General features: G+C 70.0%; 19 protein-coding genes. 11 read left to right on the forward strand and 8 right to left on the reverse strand.

Features of this window, described 5'->3' with window-relative positions; all coding sequences use genetic code 11:
* Window positions 1–9: 9 nt before the first annotated feature.
* The 4 genes from ABT112_RS33555 to ABT112_RS33570 all read right to left on the reverse strand — a co-directional run bounded on the left by ABT112_RS33555 (window position 10) and on the right by ABT112_RS33570 (window position 2,945).
* Window positions 10–729 (reverse strand): SGNH/GDSL hydrolase family protein, encoded by a 720-nt coding sequence (locus tag ABT112_RS33555; protein WP_351515588.1) that lies wholly within the window; start codon window positions 727–729, stop codon window positions 10–12.
* The gene (locus ABT112_RS33560; RefSeq protein ID WP_351515589.1) at window positions 726–1,193 is read right to left on the reverse strand and encodes a cupin domain-containing protein; all 468 of its coding nucleotides are present in this window, start codon (window positions 1,191–1,193) and stop codon (window positions 726–728) included. Before ABT112_RS33560 ends, ABT112_RS33555 begins: the two co-directional genes overlap by 4 nt.
* 83 nt (window positions 1,194–1,276) lie before the next feature.
* Window positions 1,277–2,113 carry a helix-turn-helix domain-containing protein gene (locus ABT112_RS33565; RefSeq protein WP_351515590.1) on the reverse strand — a complete coding sequence of 279 codons (837 nt, stop codon included), beginning with the start codon at window positions 2,111–2,113 and terminating at the stop codon, window positions 1,277–1,279.
* A gap of 313 nt (window positions 2,114–2,426) precedes the next feature.
* Window positions 2,427–2,945, reverse strand: coding sequence for a phenolic acid decarboxylase (locus tag ABT112_RS33570; RefSeq protein WP_351515591.1), 519 nt, complete (start codon window positions 2,943–2,945; stop codon window positions 2,427–2,429).
* A 109-nt stretch (window positions 2,946–3,054) separates the two neighbouring features.
* Here ABT112_RS33570 and ABT112_RS33575 point away from each other — a divergent pair, with 109 nt between their 5' ends.
* Window positions 3,055–3,486, forward strand: a complete 432-nt coding sequence (locus tag ABT112_RS33575) for a MarR family winged helix-turn-helix transcriptional regulator (RefSeq protein WP_351515592.1) — start codon at window positions 3,055–3,057, stop codon at window positions 3,484–3,486.
* 46 nt (window positions 3,487–3,532) lie between these two features.
* Here ABT112_RS33575 and ABT112_RS33580 read toward each other — a convergent pair whose 3' ends face one another.
* A complete protein-coding gene (locus tag ABT112_RS33580) occupies window positions 3,533–3,667 on the reverse strand; it encodes a hypothetical protein (protein ID WP_351515593.1) in 135 nt (44 codons plus the stop codon).
* Between the two features lie 33 nt (window positions 3,668–3,700).
* Window positions 3,701–4,732: an NAD(P)-dependent alcohol dehydrogenase gene (locus tag ABT112_RS33585; RefSeq protein ID WP_351515594.1), complete on the reverse strand. Its 1,032-nt coding sequence runs from the start codon at window positions 4,730–4,732 to the stop codon at window positions 3,701–3,703.
* A gap of 112 nt (window positions 4,733–4,844) precedes the next feature.
* Here ABT112_RS33585 and ABT112_RS33590 point away from each other — a divergent pair, with 112 nt between their 5' ends.
* From ABT112_RS33590 to ABT112_RS33600, 3 genes are all read left to right on the forward strand, one after another.
* A complete protein-coding gene (locus tag ABT112_RS33590) occupies window positions 4,845–5,510 on the forward strand; it encodes a TetR/AcrR family transcriptional regulator (RefSeq protein WP_351515595.1) in 666 nt (221 codons plus the stop codon).
* Window positions 5,511–5,889: 379 nt separating this feature from the next.
* On the forward strand, window positions 5,890–6,252 hold the full coding sequence (locus ABT112_RS33595) for a hypothetical protein (RefSeq protein ID WP_351515596.1): 363 nt from the start codon (window positions 5,890–5,892) through the stop codon (window positions 6,250–6,252).
* A 438-nt stretch (window positions 6,253–6,690) separates the two neighbouring features.
* Window positions 6,691–7,143 carry a VOC family protein gene (locus tag ABT112_RS33600; RefSeq protein WP_351515597.1) on the forward strand — a complete coding sequence of 151 codons (453 nt, stop codon included), beginning with the start codon at window positions 6,691–6,693 and terminating at the stop codon, window positions 7,141–7,143.
* Between the two features lie 217 nt (window positions 7,144–7,360).
* Here the strand turns inward: ABT112_RS33600 and ABT112_RS33605 are convergent, their stop codons facing one another.
* Entirely contained in the window at window positions 7,361–8,488 is a 1,128-nt protein-coding gene (locus ABT112_RS33605; RefSeq protein WP_351515598.1) for an NADH:flavin oxidoreductase, read from the reverse strand.
* Between the two features lie 115 nt (window positions 8,489–8,603).
* On the opposite strand from ABT112_RS33605, the gene ABT112_RS33610 reads away from it, so the two are divergent.
* The 3 genes from ABT112_RS33610 to ABT112_RS33620 all read left to right on the forward strand — a co-directional run bounded on the left by ABT112_RS33610 (window position 8,604) and on the right by ABT112_RS33620 (window position 11,134).
* On the forward strand, window positions 8,604–9,038 hold the full coding sequence (locus ABT112_RS33610; protein WP_351515599.1) for a MarR family winged helix-turn-helix transcriptional regulator: 435 nt from the start codon (window positions 8,604–8,606) through the stop codon (window positions 9,036–9,038).
* 357 nt (window positions 9,039–9,395) lie between these two features.
* Entirely contained in the window at window positions 9,396–10,106 is a 711-nt protein-coding gene (locus ABT112_RS33615) for an SDR family oxidoreductase (RefSeq protein ID WP_351515600.1), read from the forward strand.
* A 236-nt stretch (window positions 10,107–10,342) separates the two neighbouring features.
* A complete protein-coding gene (locus tag ABT112_RS33620) occupies window positions 10,343–11,134 on the forward strand; it encodes a class I SAM-dependent methyltransferase (RefSeq protein ID WP_351515601.1) in 792 nt (263 codons plus the stop codon).
* Window positions 11,135–11,315: 181 nt separating this feature from the next.
* Here the strand turns inward: ABT112_RS33620 and ABT112_RS33625 are convergent, their stop codons facing one another.
* Window positions 11,316–11,726, reverse strand: a complete 411-nt coding sequence (locus tag ABT112_RS33625; RefSeq protein WP_351515602.1) for a Fur family transcriptional regulator — start codon at window positions 11,724–11,726, stop codon at window positions 11,316–11,318.
* 492 nt (window positions 11,727–12,218) lie between these two features.
* Here ABT112_RS33625 and ABT112_RS33630 point away from each other — a divergent pair, with 492 nt between their 5' ends.
* The 4 genes from ABT112_RS33630 to ABT112_RS33645 all read left to right on the forward strand — a co-directional run bounded on the left by ABT112_RS33630 (window position 12,219) and on the right by ABT112_RS33645 (window position 16,100).
* On the forward strand, window positions 12,219–12,353 hold the full coding sequence (locus ABT112_RS33630) for a hypothetical protein (RefSeq protein WP_351515603.1): 135 nt from the start codon (window positions 12,219–12,221) through the stop codon (window positions 12,351–12,353).
* Window positions 12,346–14,577: a catalase/peroxidase HPI gene (katG, locus tag ABT112_RS33635; RefSeq protein ID WP_351515604.1), complete on the forward strand. Its 2,232-nt coding sequence runs from the start codon at window positions 12,346–12,348 to the stop codon at window positions 14,575–14,577. The genes ABT112_RS33630 and katG overlap by 8 nt, the downstream gene beginning before the upstream one ends.
* 170 nt (window positions 14,578–14,747) lie before the next feature.
* On the forward strand, window positions 14,748–15,590 hold the full coding sequence (locus ABT112_RS33640) for a hypothetical protein (RefSeq protein WP_351515605.1): 843 nt from the start codon (window positions 14,748–14,750) through the stop codon (window positions 15,588–15,590).
* Window positions 15,591–15,746: 156 nt separating this feature from the next.
* Entirely contained in the window at window positions 15,747–16,100 is a 354-nt protein-coding gene (locus ABT112_RS33645) for a hypothetical protein (protein WP_351515606.1), read from the forward strand.
* The last annotated feature ends 112 nt before the right edge of the window (window positions 16,101–16,212 follow it).

Consider the following 16,212-nt stretch of genomic DNA (forward strand, 5'->3'; position numbering starts at 1 on the left):
CGGAACCGGCTACGCGCTTTGGGTCGGCAGACAGGTGTCGATGGCCTCGGCGACAAGGGCGGCTCCGCGGCTGTTCTGGTGGATGTGATCGGTCGTGAGCACGAGACCTCGGCGCCGCGAGATCGTGTCGAGGCTGCGGCGCAGCACGGTGTGCCGGATGAGGGTGCCGATGCTCGCCGCGGGCGTCGGCTCCTGGTAGGGGATCGGTGGTGGGTCCGCTTGGCGTAGTCCCTCGGTCTGGCGTTCGTGGAGTGGGAGGTAGGTCGCCTCGTGGGTGCTGGCGACCTCGGCGATCATCCGGCTGTACGCCTGCGATGCCTGCGCCGCCGCTCCGTCGAGTTGTTGGCCGAGGACCGGGAGCGACAGCAGACCGATCGTCGCGTCGGTCTCCGTTTGCAGCCGTTCGACGACGGCTCCCAGGCACTGCTGGAACCAGCCGGCCGACGGGCGCTTGGGGAGTTGTTTGCGCTTCATGGCCCGCTCGACGGGGTAGCCGGTGAGGCTCGCTCGGGCGTCGTTGGTCCCGATCAACACGGTGATCACGTCGGGCGGGTCCGCGACGACGGCATCGAGGCGCCGCGAGAGGTTGTAGGCGAAGTCGCCGTTGGCGCCGAAGCGGGCGAGCCGCACGTCGCCGGGAGGGTGGCGTCGTTCGAGAAGGTCGAGGTAGTCGACGCTGAGCTGCGCGCGGGTGAGGCTGTCGCCGAGGCACGCGACGCGTGTCGTCACGGCGTTTGCGGGCCGGGCGTGCCGACGTGCTCGGTCGGGCGGGCGTCGGTGCGGGGACGGTGGTCGGTGCCGAGGCCGGCGGTGATGGTCAGGATGGACGCGGGCCCCGCCATGTCGACCGCGTGCCATGCCCCGGCCGGGTTGACGGTGGCCTCGCCCGGCCCGAGCACAACGCGGTCGGGCACCCCGTCCACGTCGCGGGTGACCGTCACCGACCCGCTGAGGCAGACGACCAGCTCGTCGCCGGCGGGGTGGCGCTCCCAATGGTCGCCGGGGCCGTCGCCGTCGAAGATCGTCACTATCCGGCCCTCGGCGCCGTCCGCCGCGACCGCGGCGCTGTAGGCCTGGAGCACCTCCGGGTCCCAGGCGAAGCCCTCGATGGATTTCGCTGTCGATCCCAGCCCGAGGTGCACGGGGGTTGTCCGCAGGTCGATGGCGTTGCGTTCGTGGTTGACGAGTCTCATGCCGACGATCGTCACAGGACGGCGATCGGGTGGTCTTGAAGAAAAGGGAACGGAAGCCGACGCGACGGGCAGCCGGTCGGCGACTACCCGGTCCCGAGGAGGACTTCGCCGCGACGCCAGGCCGTCGGCGATCGGCCTGTGAACCCGCTCCAGTCCCGTACGAGATGGGCCTGGTCGGCGTAGCCGGAGAGGGTCGCCACATCGGCCCACGGGAGCGGGTCGTGCGCCGTCGCCAGTTCGTGCGCGTGCTCGAAGCGCAGAACTCGGGCGAAAGTCTTCGGCGACAGGCCCACCTCACCGCGAAACCGCTCGGTGAGGTACCGACGGCTCCAGCCCAGTTCTGCGGCGACCGCCCCAACCTGGAGGCGGCCCCGCGCGGCGACGAGGCGGCGCCATGCCTCGGCCACCTCGGGGCGCACCCGGGGCACGCGGTCGCCGCCGGCGGCGCGGCCGACAGCTCGCAGGAGCAACTCGTCCAGCGCGGCGAACCGTGCGGCCCATGTCGTCGCCGCTCGGAGCCGGTCAACCAGCTCGATGCCAAGCGCTCCGAGAAGCTCGTCGAGTGGGACCAGTCGGTGGGCGAGCGCAGCGGCGGGCATGCCGTAGACGGCCCGAGCCCCGAGCGGTGTCAGCGATACCTTCACGCCTTGCTGGCGTCCGTCGTGGTGGATCGCGACGGACCGGCACATCAGACCGCCGGCCACGCTGCCGAATCGGGTGACCGGTGACCCGTCGTCGACGTCCGCCGCCACCTCCAAAGGGTCGGACAGGCTGATCACCGCAGTGAGCACGCGGCCCGGCGGACCGCAGTGCACCCCCGCCGGGAACCCGCGAAGGTCGAAACCGACATACGAGCCGACGTACCGACGCAAGGCAGGCGCCGGACGTACATCGATCCTGGTCGCCGTATGGTCCTCCACCCTCGTCAGTGTACGAACCGGCGAGCCCGGCAAGGTCATCATTCCGGCCGAACTCACCGCGCTCGCCGACCACCTCACCGCCCACGGCCTGGTCCTAGGGCGACAGGGATCGGTCTCGGTGAGCACCCGGGCAAGGCCGGCTGCGGTGGCCGCCCGGACCCGCGCCCACCCACCAGCCACCACCCACAGGGGCAGGAGCCCCCACCAGCACCAGAACGCACTCTCAACGAATGCCATCCGGCCGTACGGGCCGATACGTACCGAACAACGGTCGCTCCGCTGACGAGAGCGGTGAGCGGGAGCGCGGGGGCGGTCAGTTGATGCGGTCGGCGTAGCCCTGCGGCAGGTCGGCCGGGGCCGCGGCGATGACGGCTTCGTTGTCTTCGCCGCAGTCCTCGAGGAAGGTGATTTTCGCGAACTCGGGGACGACGCAGATCGGGTATGCCGGGCCCTGGTGGCGGTAGTCGGCCATCTGGTCCAGGTGGTCGTTCTGGAAGCAGACGGTGCGCTCGGGGTGCTGGTGCACCCAGTGGGGGAAGAAGATCACGCCGTGGAGTCGGCGCTTGGCGGGCAGCACGTTGACGCTGACCGAGGTGCCGGTGGGCTCGGTCCAGGAGATCTTGTAGACGTCCGAGTCAAGACAGACAAGGTCAACGGTCTGGTCTTTCACCCAACGGCCGCCGACCAGGCCGGTGTGGATCCGGTAGTCGATCGTCCGGGCGTTCTTCACATACATCTCGTACTGCCAGCCGTTGGCATAGGTGTAGATGAAGTGCTTCCCCGTGATGCCCGAGAGGTCCTGCTCGGGGACGGGGTTCGCGATGGTCGTCATGGCGTGGCTCTCCTTGTGTCGCGTACGGCGTCTCACGGCGCCCGGCAGCGACTGAAGTTTGCAACAAAACTACTTTGAAGCAAAATCACTCTGCTGTCACAATGGAGTCGTGGACACTGCCGCCGACCTCAGCCGCCTCCTCGGCCCCCTGCGCCGAGCCGTACTGCGCTCGACCCGCGCCGCCGAGGGCCTCCCCGACCTGCCCGACGCCCAGATCGAACTGCTCCGGGTCCTGTCCGCCGACGGGCCGTTGGGTACCCGGGCAGTGGCCGAGAGCCTGCGCGTCTCCCCCTCGACGGTCAGCAATCTGGTGCGGACGATGGCGACGGCAGGGCTGGTGGAACGTCACTCGTCCACGACGGATCTCAGAGCAGTGGACCTGTCCGTGACTCCGCACGCGCTGGAACTACTCGAACGCTATGACCGGGCCAGCCGGGAGACACTGGAGCACGCGATGGACAGGCTTCTCCCCGGCGACCGCGACATGCTCGCCGCAGCCATGCCGGCCCTCACGCGCCTGGCGAACGCCCTGGGCGGATGAGCCCACAGCCCGCACACTCGCGCGGTGGCGGAGCGGGGGATGGCCATCAGCCGCTCCCCCGCAGCCACATGAAGAGGAGCAGCAGGGGCAGCGGAGCGCCGGCGGCCGACTCGTAGGCCACCCCGACCCCGCCGACCGCATGGAACGGATAGCCCGGCAGCCTGAGCTTCCCCCCTGGCACACGTCGGCAATGCTCCCGGCATCAGCCACGTCATCACTCAGCGGGCACGGTGAGCGCCAGCTTGCCCGTGACGCGGCCGTCGAGGAGGTGCCGGACGGCCGCGGCGGTCTCGGTGAGCGGGTAGACGCGGTCCACGACGGGGCTCAGCATGCCCGCGTCGATGAGGGAGGTCAAGTCGCGCAGCCCGTCGGCGTGCTCGGAGGAGATGAAGGCGCCCAGGTGCCGGCCGGTGAACGGGGACAGCAGCTGCGCGCGGAGCTGCCGGTCGGTGCCGCCGAGCCAGACGCCGTTCGTCTCACCGCCGGTGATGACCAGCCTGCCGCGGGGTGTGAGGGCGCGGCGCAGTTCCCGCAGGCCGCGGTTGCCCGCGATGTCGATGATGACGTCGTAGTGTCGCGGGGCGGCGAGGAAGTCCTCACGGGTGTAGTCGATCACGTGGTCGGCGCCCAACGACCGTACGGCGTCGAGTTTGGGTGTGCTCGCAACAGCCGTGACCCGGGCACCGAAGGCGTGGGCGAGCTGGACGGCGAAGGTGCCCACGCCGCCGGCCGCTCCCGTGATCAGAACCTCCTGCCCCTCCCGGACCCTGCCCTTGTCGCGGACCGCCTGCAGCGAGGTGAGCGCACTGACGGGTACCGTCGCCGCCTCCTCGAAGGTGAGTCCGGCCGGTTTGGGGGCGATTCTGTCGGGACGGGCGGTGGCGTAGTCGGCGAACGCCGCGGCTGCCGTGCCGTAGACCTCGTCGCCGGGCGCGAAACCGGTCACCCCGGAGCCGATCGCCTCGACGACACCGGCGATGTTGCGGCCCGGGTTGGGGAGCTTCGGCCTGCGCAGGCCGCTCACGGGACGGACCGCGTACGGCAGGCCGGCCATCATGTGCCAGGTGCCCCGGTCCACGCTGGAGGCGCGCACCCGCACCAGGACCTCGTCCGGGCCGATCTCCGGCCGGACGAGCCGCGCCATGCGCAGCACGGCTTCCGGCTCGGCGCCGTACCGCTCCTGCACGACGGCCGTCGTCATCCCGGCTCCGCCGGCGGCTGCGACCGGCTCGCTCGTGTTCCGCATCGTCACCGCTCTCCGTAGCGCCACACTCGCCGCATGCTTACGCCGTAAGTACAGCACTTACGGCGTAAGCTCGTCAACGCTGGGAGACGACGAGAGGAAGTGACCGACCACCGTGCCCCGACGTACCACCCCGCAGCCGGCCCGCGAGACGCTCACCCGGCAGCGGGTACTGCGTACCGCCGTCGAACTCGCCGACGCCGGCGGCCTGGAGACGCTCAGCATGCGCAAGCTCGGCGAGGCCGTCGGGGTCGAGGCCATGTCCCTGTACAACCATGTGGCCAACAAGGAGGACCTGCTCGACGGCATGGTCGATCTGGTCTTCGGCGAGGTCGAACTGCCCACGCCGGGCGAGGATTGGCGACAGGCGATGCGGCAGCGGGCCGTCTCCCTGCGTCATGCGCTCTCCCGCCACGGCTGGGCCATCGGGCTGATGGAATCACGCTCCACTCCGGGCCCCGCCACCCTGCGTCACCACGAGGCCGTGCTCGGCTGCCTGCGTCAGGGCGGGTTCTCCCTGGCCCTGACCGCCCACGCGGTGTCGGTCCTCGACAGCTACATCTACGGGTTCGCCCTGCAGGAGAAGGCGTTGCCCTTCGGCGCCCCGGACGAGACCGCCGAACTGGCGGAATCCATCATGAGCGGATTCGGCGACGGCGAGTACCCGTACCTGACCGAGATCGCGACCGCTCACGTCATGCGTCCCGGATACGCCTACGGCGACGAGTTCGAGACCGGGCTGGACCTCATCCTCACCGGCCTCCAGCAAGCGGCGGACTGACACACACGCCGGCGATCGGTTCGATGGCGTGCCGGGTGAGTCCGGCTGAACAGCATTCGCAAGCAGCCGGCCACGACCGAGGACTCCCGGGGCCAGTCACCACGCAGCACGACCAGCGAACCCGGAACGCGTTCCGGTCCGGTTGGACCGGTGGCGGAGACAGCTGCCTGTCAGGCGGCCGTGTTGTCCTCGGCGAGCGAACCTCCCGGCGGAGGCCCGCGTGACTGATGTTCTCAGGAGAGCCCGGCCGGACCACCGACCGCACGGCCGAAAGAAGGCTGGCCGTCGGGGAATACCGCCGGATAGTAATGGTCCAGCGCCTGGCCGAATGCCGACACCGTCGGCGCGGACACCAGCGCGCCGGCAAAGGAGACCCGACGTGATACGCAGACGCATCGCCTCTCTCGCACTCCTGACCACCGTGGTCACCACCGTCGGCATGGCCTCGGCCACCGCCGCTCCCGGTGACACGGCCACCATCTGCCACAGCTCGCTCACCCCCTCCGGCTGGGTCGACACCCAGTGGTGGAACAGCGGCGGCTGCGGGCCCGGCTTCAGCCCCAACACCAAGCAGATCAAGAACCTCACCGGCTATCCGGTCGGTACGCAGGTCAACGCGTGCGCCTCCACCTGGCCGCCCGCAGGCTGGACGATCACCAGCTCCTACTACAGCAGCGGCTGCCGCTACTCCGTCGTCCCCAGCTTCAACCCCAACGCCTGGACGCTGCGCCGTACATCCTGAGCCGTCACCGTGGCCGAGGCCGGGCTGGTCGGCAGCCGCCCACAGCAGTCGATCGATCCCCCGGCAGCGGCAGAACCATGGCAGTTCAAGGACCGCTGATGTCCGCCGTTCGATGACTCACGGTCAATGACCTACGCGTGGACCTCCAGCGGTCCCAGCAGTTGGCGGCAGGAACGCCTCCCATCGTGGAAGCCGCCGCCTCAGCTGCCTCACCGGAGTCCCCAGGCAGTGGACCGGTAACCGCACCCGACCTCTGGAATCGTGCTCTGACCAGTGCCCGTGCCGGCGTGCCCCCGCCCGGGCCGCCGGCACGGGCTGGAGGGCGGCGGAGGGCCCGGCGGCCGGCACGTCCGGCTCCCCTCCCGGCCGTGTTCATCCGCGCCCACGCACCCATCCACCACTATGGAAGGAAGCATCCGTTTCGTCTGGAGGTCGTGCATGCGTCGTGACGGTTTTCCCGCCCCGGATTCCGGGCTCCTTCTCACTCACTTCCTGACGGTGGCCGACGTAGCCCGATCGCGTGCCTTCTACGAGGACGTTCTCGGCGGTGAGGTGGTGCTCGAGGAGAACCCCTGCACCATCAGGCTCGCCAACGGCTGGATCATCATGAACCCGGGCGGCGGCCCCACCCCGGACAAGCCGGACCTCACCCTGCGCCCGCCCACCGACCCGGGCACGGTCAGCAGCTTCCTCAATCTGCGCGTCGCCGACATCGAGGCATGCCACCGGGAGTGGAGTGCGAAGGGCGCCGAATTCCTCACGCCACCCATCGACCGCAAGGCCGAGCTGCGGTGCTACTTGCGCGATCCGGACGGCTATCTCATCGAAGTCGGGCAGGCCACCGGCATGCTGAACGGCGTGTACGCCGACCCGCCCGCCGGTACGCGTTAGGTCCTTGGCCGGATCCTGAGCGTCGGCAGGATTTCGGGGAAGGCCACCGGCACCCTTCCCCGAGCCCGGTCCTCGGCCTCGGCCTCGGCCCCGGCCCCGGCCCCGGCGGACACCCACACCACAGGGAAGGTGTCCACCCGACCCGGAAATCATCGTCAAGACGCGCCGTGTGGTGGCGCTGTACGGCACCGGCTCGCCGGGGATGACGGGGCAACCCTCAGCTCAGGGTCTTCAGCGCCGCCGCGTCGTACGGCTTCAGCTCGTCGAGCCGGCCCGCCAGGACCTTCGCCGCCCACTCCGGGTCATGGAGCAGGGCACGGCCGACGGCGACCAGGTCGAACTCGTCGCGCTCCAGGCGCTCGAGCAGGTTGTCGATGCTGCCGACCGCGGCGCCCTCGCCCGCGAACGAGCGGAGGAAGTCGCCGTCGAGGCCGATCGAGCCGACGGTGATGGTGGGCCGGCCGGTGAGCTTCTTGGTCCAGCCCGCCAGGTTCAGGTCCGAGTCCTCGAACTCCGGGAGCCAGTAGCGGCGGGTGGAGGCGTGGAAGGCGTCGACCCCGGCCTCGGCAAGCGGGGTCAGGATGGCCTCCAGCTCCTCCGGGGTCCGGGCGAGCCTCGCGTCGTAGGCTTCCTGCTTCCACTGCGAATAACGGAAGATCACCGGGAAGTCGGACGAGACGGTCTCGCGGACCGCGGCCACGATCTCAGCCGCGAACTTCGTACGGGCCACGAGGTCGCCGCCGTAGGCGTCGGTGCGGCGGTTGGTCCCCGCCCAGAGGAACTGGTCGAGGAGGTAGCCGTGGGCACCGTGCAGTTCGATGCCGTCGAAGCCGATGCGCTCGGCGGCCGCGGCGGCCTCGGCGAACGCGCCGATGACGTTGTCCAGGTCGTGCCGGGTCATCGCCGTGCCCGTGCCCTCGGTTCCGTCGAGGCGGATGCCGGAAGGGCCGACGGCGGGGGCGTCGACGTAGGGCGCATCGCCCTGCTTGCGCACCATGCCGATGTGCCACAGCTGCGGGACGATGGTGCCGCCCGCCGCGTGAACGGCCTCGGCGACCTTCGCCCATCCCGCCAGCTGCTCCTCACCGTGGAACCGCGGCACACGGTCGCTCTCCCCGGCCGACTCGTGACCGACGTAGGTCCCCTCGGTGACGATCAGGCCCACGCCCGCGGCGGCGCGACGGGCGTAGTACGACCGCACGTCCTCACCGGGGATGCCGCCCGGGGAGAACTTGCGCGTCATCGGCGCCATCGCGATGCGGTTCGGGACGGTCAGGCCGTTCAGTGTGACGGGCCGGGACAGGATCTCGGCCGCGCGGGGGGCCGAAGACGCGGTGACGGTCACGGACGTGCTCCTCACAGGTGCTTGATGGCATTGATGGTTGAGAACATCAAGTAATGAGGAAGACGGTAGATAGAGATATTTGAGATTGTCAAGCTTCCTGGGTAGCGTGGCTCCCATGACAGGAACTGCCCGCGTCGACACCGCCGGGCTCATGGAGCTGCTCTCGGTGTCCCTCGGTGTCTACTACGGCGACTTCACGGTCGCGGCAGCGAGCGAGAACCTCACCGCGAGCCAGGGCAAGTGCCTGACCGTCCTGCGCCGTGGCCCTTCAGCGATGCGCGTCCTGGCCCACACCCTGACCTGCGACGCCTCCAACATCACCGGGATCGTCGACCGGCTGGAGGAGCGCGGCCTGGTGCGCCGCGAGCCCAGCCCCTCCGACCGGCGCATCAAGAACGTCGTCCTCACGGCCGAGGGCGAGCGCGTCACCGACACGATCCGCGCGAAGATGCACGCCACACAGGAGGGCCTGGACAGGCTCAGCGACCAGGAGCGGGACTCCCTGTACACCCTGCTGGAGCGGGTCTTCCTTTCCGAGCCCGCCACCTGAAGCGCGGGCCGGTGTCGTGGTCACGGTCGTGGCCGTAGACCCCGCTGCGGCTCGGCCGCCGTGCGAGCGGCGGCTCCCTTCCCCTGACGCCGGGCGGCCCGGACTGCTTCGCCGCCCGCACCGCCCTCGAACGCCTCACCGCCGCCGTTCTCATCGAGATGCACGCCGAAGGGATCGCCTCGCACGTTGCCACCTCCCGAGGGCGGCATCCACAAGATCTGCCCCCAGGACAAAGATCAACTCGATCCGGATCCATCACTCCAAGGGGCATGACCGTGTCAGCATGGTGTGCCCGGCCGTGTTCGAAGGCAGCGGGGCGAGCAACGGCCGGACATCCGGGGAGGTTTGAGGAGTGGCATGAAAGACGTTCTGGTCACGGGCGCCAGCAAGGGCATCGGATCGGCGGTCTCTCGGCGGTTGGCAGAGGCGGGGTACGGAGTCATCGGTGTGGCTCGGAGTGCGCCCGAGGGGGAGTTCCCCGGCACGTTCCTGCGGTGCGATCTCTCCGATGTCGAGGACACCGCGCGCATGCTCAAGGAGGTGACCCGGGAGTCCGCAGTGTGTCGGGTGGTCAACAATGCGGGTATCGCCCAGCCCCAGCCCATCGAGGACCTGGACTTGGTGGTCATGCAGCAGGTGGTGGACCTGAACCTGCGTGCTTCGGTTCAGATCGTCCAGGCGCTGGTGCCGGGGATGCGTGCGGAGCGGTTCGGTCGGATCGTGAACATCACCTCGCGGGCCACGTACGGGGCCAAGGACCGTACCTCCTATGCGGCGGCCAAGAGTGCGCTGGTGGGTTGCACGCGGTCGTGGGCGTTGGAGCTGGCCCCGGATGGCATCACGTCCAATGCGGTGTCGCCCGGACCGACGGCCACGGAATTGTTCCGTCGGGCGCGGCCGGTCGGCAGTGAGGGTGAGCGAAGGGCGATTGCGTCGATCCCGATGGGGCGCCTGGGCACTCCGGACGACGTCGCCGCGGCTGTGGGGTTTTTGCTCTCCGACGAGGCGGGGTTCATTACCGGCCACGTCCTCGATGTCGATGGCGGGAGCAGCCTGGGCGGACGCTGAAGCAAAGGCTCCTGACGTTCCGTCGGGAGGATGAACCGGTGCGGTCGCCTGTACTTGCGCCGCCCGGCTCCGGTGGGCCGGTCACCGCGTGCGTGGGCGATCCGCGTCAACCGCTGTGGTCGGTGAATTCCCTGTCAGCAAGCCGGCAACGCCGGAACGACCGCTCCGCGCTCGGTGTGGTCGACAAGCCCCGGGTCTTGTCCGGGTCCGTGGAAGGGATGAGAGGAACGATGAGCATGGAACGCCCCGCAGCTGCCGGCTCCTGCCGCGTCGGCGCGCTGAGCGCGGATTCCGCCGGCGAGAACGAGCGTCTGGAGTCCATCCAGCGCAATGTGGACGACTTCACCGTTCAGGTCATCGAAGGGCTCCCCGTCGCGGCGTCCTGGAACTGTCTCGAACTGGGGGCGGGTGCCGGTTCCATCGCCTACTGGCTCGCCCGGCGCTGCCCCGATGGGCAGGTGGTCGCCGCCGATGTCGACACGCGGTACCTGGATGCCGACCGTGCCGGGAATCTTCGGGTCCAGGAAGCAGATGTCACCCGCGACGACTACGAGCCGGGCCGCTTCGACCTGATCCACGCGCGCTATCTCCTGTGCCACCTGCCCGAGCGGGACGAGCTCATCGCCCGGGCCGCTCAGTGGCTCGCTCCGGGCGGCTGGCTGGTCGTCGAGGAGCCGTACCATCTGCCCGCAGAGACCGCACCGTCTCCGCTCGCCCAACGGGTCCTCGCCGCGTACCAGCAGAAGTACCGCGAGCGGGGTGCGGACATGACCTGGGCGCGCCGGATGCCGACGCTGCTCTCCCGGGCCGGACTGAGCGAGGTGTCCTTCTCGGGGAACCTCGGGTGCATGGGAGGGCTCGACAAGGACCGTTGGGCACCTCTCATCGGGCAGGCCGGCCCTTCGTTGGTCGCGGACGGCCTCATCACGCAGACGGAGCTGGACCGCTTCTTCCGACTGCTCCAGGACCCGGAGTTCATCGACATCCCGCAGGTCACGATATCCGCGTGGGGACGCGCCGTTCCCTGAACGGGACCGGGCGCATCATCGGCCCGGCACGCGGTGGCGGCAGGAGGCGGAGTGACCGGTTCCCATCCGGGACATGCTCTCGCCACCTGGCAGTACGGCGGCGGGAGGGCTGTTCGTAGCCGGCTCCCGTGCGAACCGTCGGCCGGGCGCAGAGGGCCCGGCCGGGCACAGAGGGCCGGGGTCAGGCGCAGGACGGGCACAGCCCGCGGTAGACGATGTCGACCTCGGAGACCGTGAAGCCGAACCGTTCCTGCTCCGGGAGTTCGGCCAGTGGGTTGCCGGTCGGGTGGACGTCGCGGATGGTGCCGCAGCCGGAGCAGACCAGGTGCTGGTGCGGGTGGTGTGCGTTGGGGTCGTAGCGCTTGGCGCGGCCGTCGGTGGACACCTCCGCGACCTCGCCGAGGGACACCAGCTCTCCCAGGGCGTTGTAGACGGTCGCCCGGGAGATCTCGGGCAGGCGCCGGGCCGCGCGGGCGTGCACCTCGTCGGCGGTGAGGTGTACGTGGTCGCCGTCGAGGACTTCCGCGACGACACGTCGCTGGGAGGTCATCCGCCAGCCACGCCCGCGCAATCGCCGCAGCAGGTCACTCATGTCGTGCACCCATTCACGTTCGACGGCCTACAGGACGCGTGCCCGTGGACATCCGCTTCCCCTTCCACAGGGTTTGACGGACTTCTTGACTTAGACCTTGTCCATCGTAGGATCGGTTCCGGCGATAGCCAAGGGGCAGGAACACTCCAGTACGGCAGGAGACACAGACGTGACGGAACACCGCCGAGGAGTTGCGCGGTGCCGCTCCGCGAGGTGACGGCCGGCCGCGTCACGCTGCTCGGGACCGTCCGGGACGGTGATCGGCCCGGCGTCGGGGCGCCCATGTCCGAGGGGTGCGGCCGCCTCGGCCGGATCGCCCTTCGTTCCGGGCGCGGGACCGCCGCTTCGGCCCCGGCGACCGGGTTCGCGCGCCGCAGGGATCTGCGCGGCGCACCGGCCCGGTTCGAGGGACGCGCCGGGGCCCACCGCCCCATCGCGTGCCGGTCGAGCGGTGTTGTCTCCGGCGTCGACTGTGTTTCGCCCTGCCCCTGCATGATCACGTCCGACGGCCACGGCTCCTCGATCCACGGGGCCGCGGTCACCTACCGGGACCTGTGTCCCGACTGTTCACTGCCGCAATTCATGAGCACCGTGATCCGCCTGGTCCGGAAGGATTCCCATGTCTGAGAATCATGATGCAATCGTCGCAGACGCGAAATCGGAGGGCGCAGGTGGCTGCCCGGTCGCACACGGGCGCGCCCCGCACCCGACGCAGGGCGGCGGAAACCGCCAGTGGTGGCCGGATCGGCTCAATCTGAAGATCCTCGCCAAGAACCCCGCCGTGTCCAACCCTCTCGGTGAGGACTTCGACTACGCCGAGGCGTTCAAGGCGCTCGACCTCCCCGCGGTGAAGCAGGACATCGCCGAGGTGCTGACGACCTCGCAGGACTGGTGGCCTGCCGACTTCGGCCACTACGGTCCGTTCATCATCCGGATGGCGTGGCACAGCGCCGGCACCTACCGGATCAGCGACGGCCGCGGCGGCGCCGGGGCCGGTCAGCAGCGCTTCGCCCCGCTCAACAGCTGGCCGGACAACGGGAACCTGGACAAGGCCCGCCGCCTGCTGTGGCCGGTCAAGAAGAAGTACGGGCAGAGCCTGTCGTGGGCCGACCTCATGATTCTCGCCGGCAATGTCGCCCTGGAGTCGATGGGCTTCGAGACCTTCGGCTTCGCCGGTGGCCGTGAGGACGTGTGGGAGCCCGACGAGGACGTCTACTGGGGCCCCGAGACCACCTGGCTCGACGACGAGCGCTACACCGGCGACCGCGAGCTGGAGAACCCCCTCGGCGCGGTCCAGATGGGCCTCATCTATGTCAACCCGGAAGGCCCGAACGGCACCCCGGACCCGCTCGCCGCGGCCCGTGACATCCGGGAGACGTTCCGCCGGATGGCGATGAACGACGAGGAGACCGTCGCTCTGATCGCGGGCGGTCACACCTTCGGCAAGACCCACGGCGCGGGTCCGGCGGACGCCGTCGGCTCCGACCCCGAGGCCGCTCCGATGGAGCAGCAGGGCTTCGGCTGGCGGAACAGCCACGGCACCGGCAAGGGCGGCGACGCCATCACCAGTGGTCTCGAGGGGATCTGGACGAACACCCCGATCACCTGGGACAACAGCTTCCTGGAGATCCTCTACGGCTACGAGTGGGAGCTGTTCAAGAGCCCCGCCGGCGCCCACCAGTGGCGGCCGAAGGACGGCGCCGGGCAGGGTACCGTCCCCGACGCCCACGACTCCTCGAAGAGCCACGCCCCGACGATGCTGACGACCGACCTGGCGCTCCGCATCGACCCGGCGTACGAGCAGATCTCGCGGCGCTTCATGGAGAACCCGGACGCGTTCGCGGACGCGTTCGCCCGCGCCTGGTACAAGCTGACCCACCGTGACATGGGTCCGGTCGCGCGCTACCTCGGCCCGGAGGTCCCGAGCGAGACGCTGGTGTGGCAGGACCCCCTGCCGCCGGTGACGCACGAGCTGATCGACGCCGCGGACCTGGCCGCTCTCAAGGCCACGATCCTCGACTCGGGGCTGTCGGTGTCCCAGCTGGTGTCGACCGCGTGGGCGTCGGCCTCGTCCTTCCGTGGCAGTGACAAGCGCGGCGGCGCCAACGGGGCACGCATCCGTCTCGAGCCGCAGAGCGGCTGGGAGGTGAACGACCCCGACCAGCTGGCACCGGTGCTGCGCACCCTGGAGGGCATCCAGGAGACCTTCAACGCCGCCCAGGGCGGCGGCAAGCGGGTCTCGCTCGCCGATGTGATCGTGCTCGCCGGTGGTGCGGCCGTCGAGCGGGCCGCCAAGGACGCCGGATTCGACGTCGAGGTGCCGTTCACGCCGGGCCGTGCGGACGCGTCGCAGGAGCAGACCGATGTGGAGTCCTTCGCCGCGCTCGAGCCGGCCGCCGACGGGTTCCGCAACTACCTCGGCAAGGGCAACCGGCTCCCGGCCGAGTACCTGCTGCTCGACCGGGCGAACCTGCTGACCCTGAGCGCCCCCGAGCTGACGGTGCTCGTCGGTGGTCTGCGCGTCCTGGACGCGAACCACCAGCAGTCGGCGCTCGGTGTCCTCACCGCGACTCCGGGCTCGCTGACCAACGACTTCTTCGTCAACCTGCTCGGCCTGGGGACGACGTGGAAGGCGACCTCCGAGGACGCGCACACCTTCGAGGGCCGTGACGCCGCCACGGGCAAGGTCAAGTGGACGGGCAGCCGGGCCGACCTCGTCTTCGGGTCGAACTCCGAGCTGCGTGCGCTCGCGGAGGTCTACGCGAGCGACGACGCGAAGGAGAAGTTCGTGAACGACTTCGTCGCGGCGTGGAACAAGGTGATGAACCTGGACCGGTTCGACCTCGCCTGATCACGACGTCCGGGCCGGCTCGCGGGCCGGCCCGGACGCCCCGCCTCCGCGTACGGGGTGGAGAGCGGCTCTGGAGGCAGTCGTTCGGCCACGTCGTGGGCCCATGGCCCGGGCCCTTGAGCCTGCACGGTTCGACAGCCGTGGTGACGGGGGCGACATAGGGTGGCGCGATGCCTCCGTCTGCGGATCGGTCCGCTCTGGACCTGCTCGACGCCCACCTGGAAGCGCTCCGGGACCGGACCGCTGCTCCCCCACTGCCGCGCCTTCCGAACGATGTCGCCGTGGACGGCATCGCCATGGACGGCATCGCTATGAACGGTGCGGGCGAGCTCGCGCGCTGGGCGCTGGGGCGGCTCCGGGGCCTCCCCCGTGAGCCGGAGGACGTGTTCGACCGCGAAGTCGGCGATCTGCTGGTGGAGTTCCGCAGCCTACGCTGTCCCTGGAACGCGGCGGCACTGCGGCTGCTCGACGACACCTACACGTTCGTGGCCACCGGTCCCCGTCGGCACGAGGACTGGGCGCACGATGTCCTCGCGGTGCTGCACCGCTCGGTCCCCGACCCCCGGGGCTGGGTCCGACTCGACTGGGACCGCACCAACGACGCCCGCTGCTCCGTGCCCGCGTATCCGTTCGCCCCGCCGAGCGCCGCGGAGTTCCCCGACCGCCTGTACCCGCTGGAGGCGGAGGGGGCGGTTGCCGCGCTGGCCGTCATGGCCGAGGAGTGGGACTGCGAACCGGCCCCGGTCCGCTCCCGTCCGGACCGGGACGCCCTGCTGGACGACGCCCGGATCCTGCTCGACCGGTACGGGCCCACCGCGCGGTACTGGACCAACGCGACGGCCGCCGCCTCCGATCCGGCCCCGGACTTCGTGGAGGCCGGCCTCCGCGGCACGCGTTCCCACCCTTTCATCACCGTCGCGTACCTCAATGGCCTCGACCTGTGCGAGGACTTGGGCCTGATCGCGGTGAACGGGGACGAGGTGGGTGTCTTCTGGTCGTTGGGTGCCCGGTAGGCCGACGGATGGGTGACGGGCAGCCGACTGCGGGGTCGAGCGGATCTGCCGGGAGGCCGGGGCGGGTGTGGTGTGCGGTGCGGTGCGGCCTCCGGGCCTGAGTCAGGCACCAGATGCAGTGGCCCGTGAGGGGCCTGCCGGCCATAGTGACGGGAGATGACGTACATGGTGGCGCGGACACCGGCGGAGCGGGCTCTCGCCCGCTCCTACATCACGGGTGACGGTCGGGATGCCTTCGATGTCCTCGACCTGTTGGCCGAACATCACCTCAACCGCAGCGTGACCTTGACGTACCACCTCGCTGTGCGCCGGAAGGGGCATCCGGAGGAGCGCTGGGAATTCACGCTGGTGTGGGACGACAAGTCCTTCGCGGATGTGTTCACATCTCCCGCTCCCGATCCGGAACGGCTCGCGATGCTGGTGCACATCGTCCGCGCGCACATCGAGGAGTGGTGGGACACCAAGGGCGGCAACCGGCAGTCGGCGAAGATGGGACGACGACTGCCGTGAGTCTCCGGCGACTTCAGTGAGTCGCCGGGCAGATTCACGCCGGGCTCGGGTCCCTTGGCGCGACAACGCAGGGCCGGTGGCCATGCAGGGTGTTGTGGGGCGGGTGGACGGG

Source organism: Streptomyces sp. NPDC002055 (genome assembly GCF_040296705.1).
GTDB lineage: Bacteria > Actinomycetota > Actinomycetes > Streptomycetales > Streptomycetaceae > Streptomyces.

Coding starts and splice junctions, on each gene's coding strand:
- ABT112_RS33560 (WP_351515589.1), bottom strand. CDS start 1,193: ATGAGACTCGTCAACCACGAACGCAACGCCATCGACCTGCGGACAACC.
- ABT112_RS33570 (WP_351515591.1), bottom strand. CDS start 2,945: ATGACGACCATCGCGAACCCCGTCCCCGAGCAGGACCTCTCGGGCATC.
- ABT112_RS33585 (WP_351515594.1), bottom strand. CDS start 4,732: ATGCGGAACACGAGCGAGCCGGTCGCAGCCGCCGGCGGAGCCGGGATG.
- ABT112_RS33600 (WP_351515597.1), top strand. CDS start 6,691: ATGCGTCGTGACGGTTTTCCCGCCCCGGATTCCGGGCTCCTTCTCACT.
- ABT112_RS33610 (WP_351515599.1), top strand. CDS start 8,604: ATGACAGGAACTGCCCGCGTCGACACCGCCGGGCTCATGGAGCTGCTC.
- ABT112_RS33615 (WP_351515600.1), top strand. CDS start 9,396: ATGAAAGACGTTCTGGTCACGGGCGCCAGCAAGGGCATCGGATCGGCG.
- ABT112_RS33620 (WP_351515601.1), top strand. CDS start 10,343: ATGGAACGCCCCGCAGCTGCCGGCTCCTGCCGCGTCGGCGCGCTGAGC.
- ABT112_RS33625 (WP_351515602.1), bottom strand. CDS start 11,726: ATGAGTGACCTGCTGCGGCGATTGCGCGGGCGTGGCTGGCGGATGACC.
- ABT112_RS33630 (WP_351515603.1), top strand. CDS start 12,219: ATGATCACGTCCGACGGCCACGGCTCCTCGATCCACGGGGCCGCGGTC.
- katG (WP_351515604.1), top strand. CDS start 12,346: ATGTCTGAGAATCATGATGCAATCGTCGCAGACGCGAAATCGGAGGGC.
- ABT112_RS33640 (WP_351515605.1), top strand. CDS start 14,748: ATGCCTCCGTCTGCGGATCGGTCCGCTCTGGACCTGCTCGACGCCCAC.
- ABT112_RS33645 (WP_351515606.1), top strand. CDS start 15,747: ATGACGTACATGGTGGCGCGGACACCGGCGGAGCGGGCTCTCGCCCGC.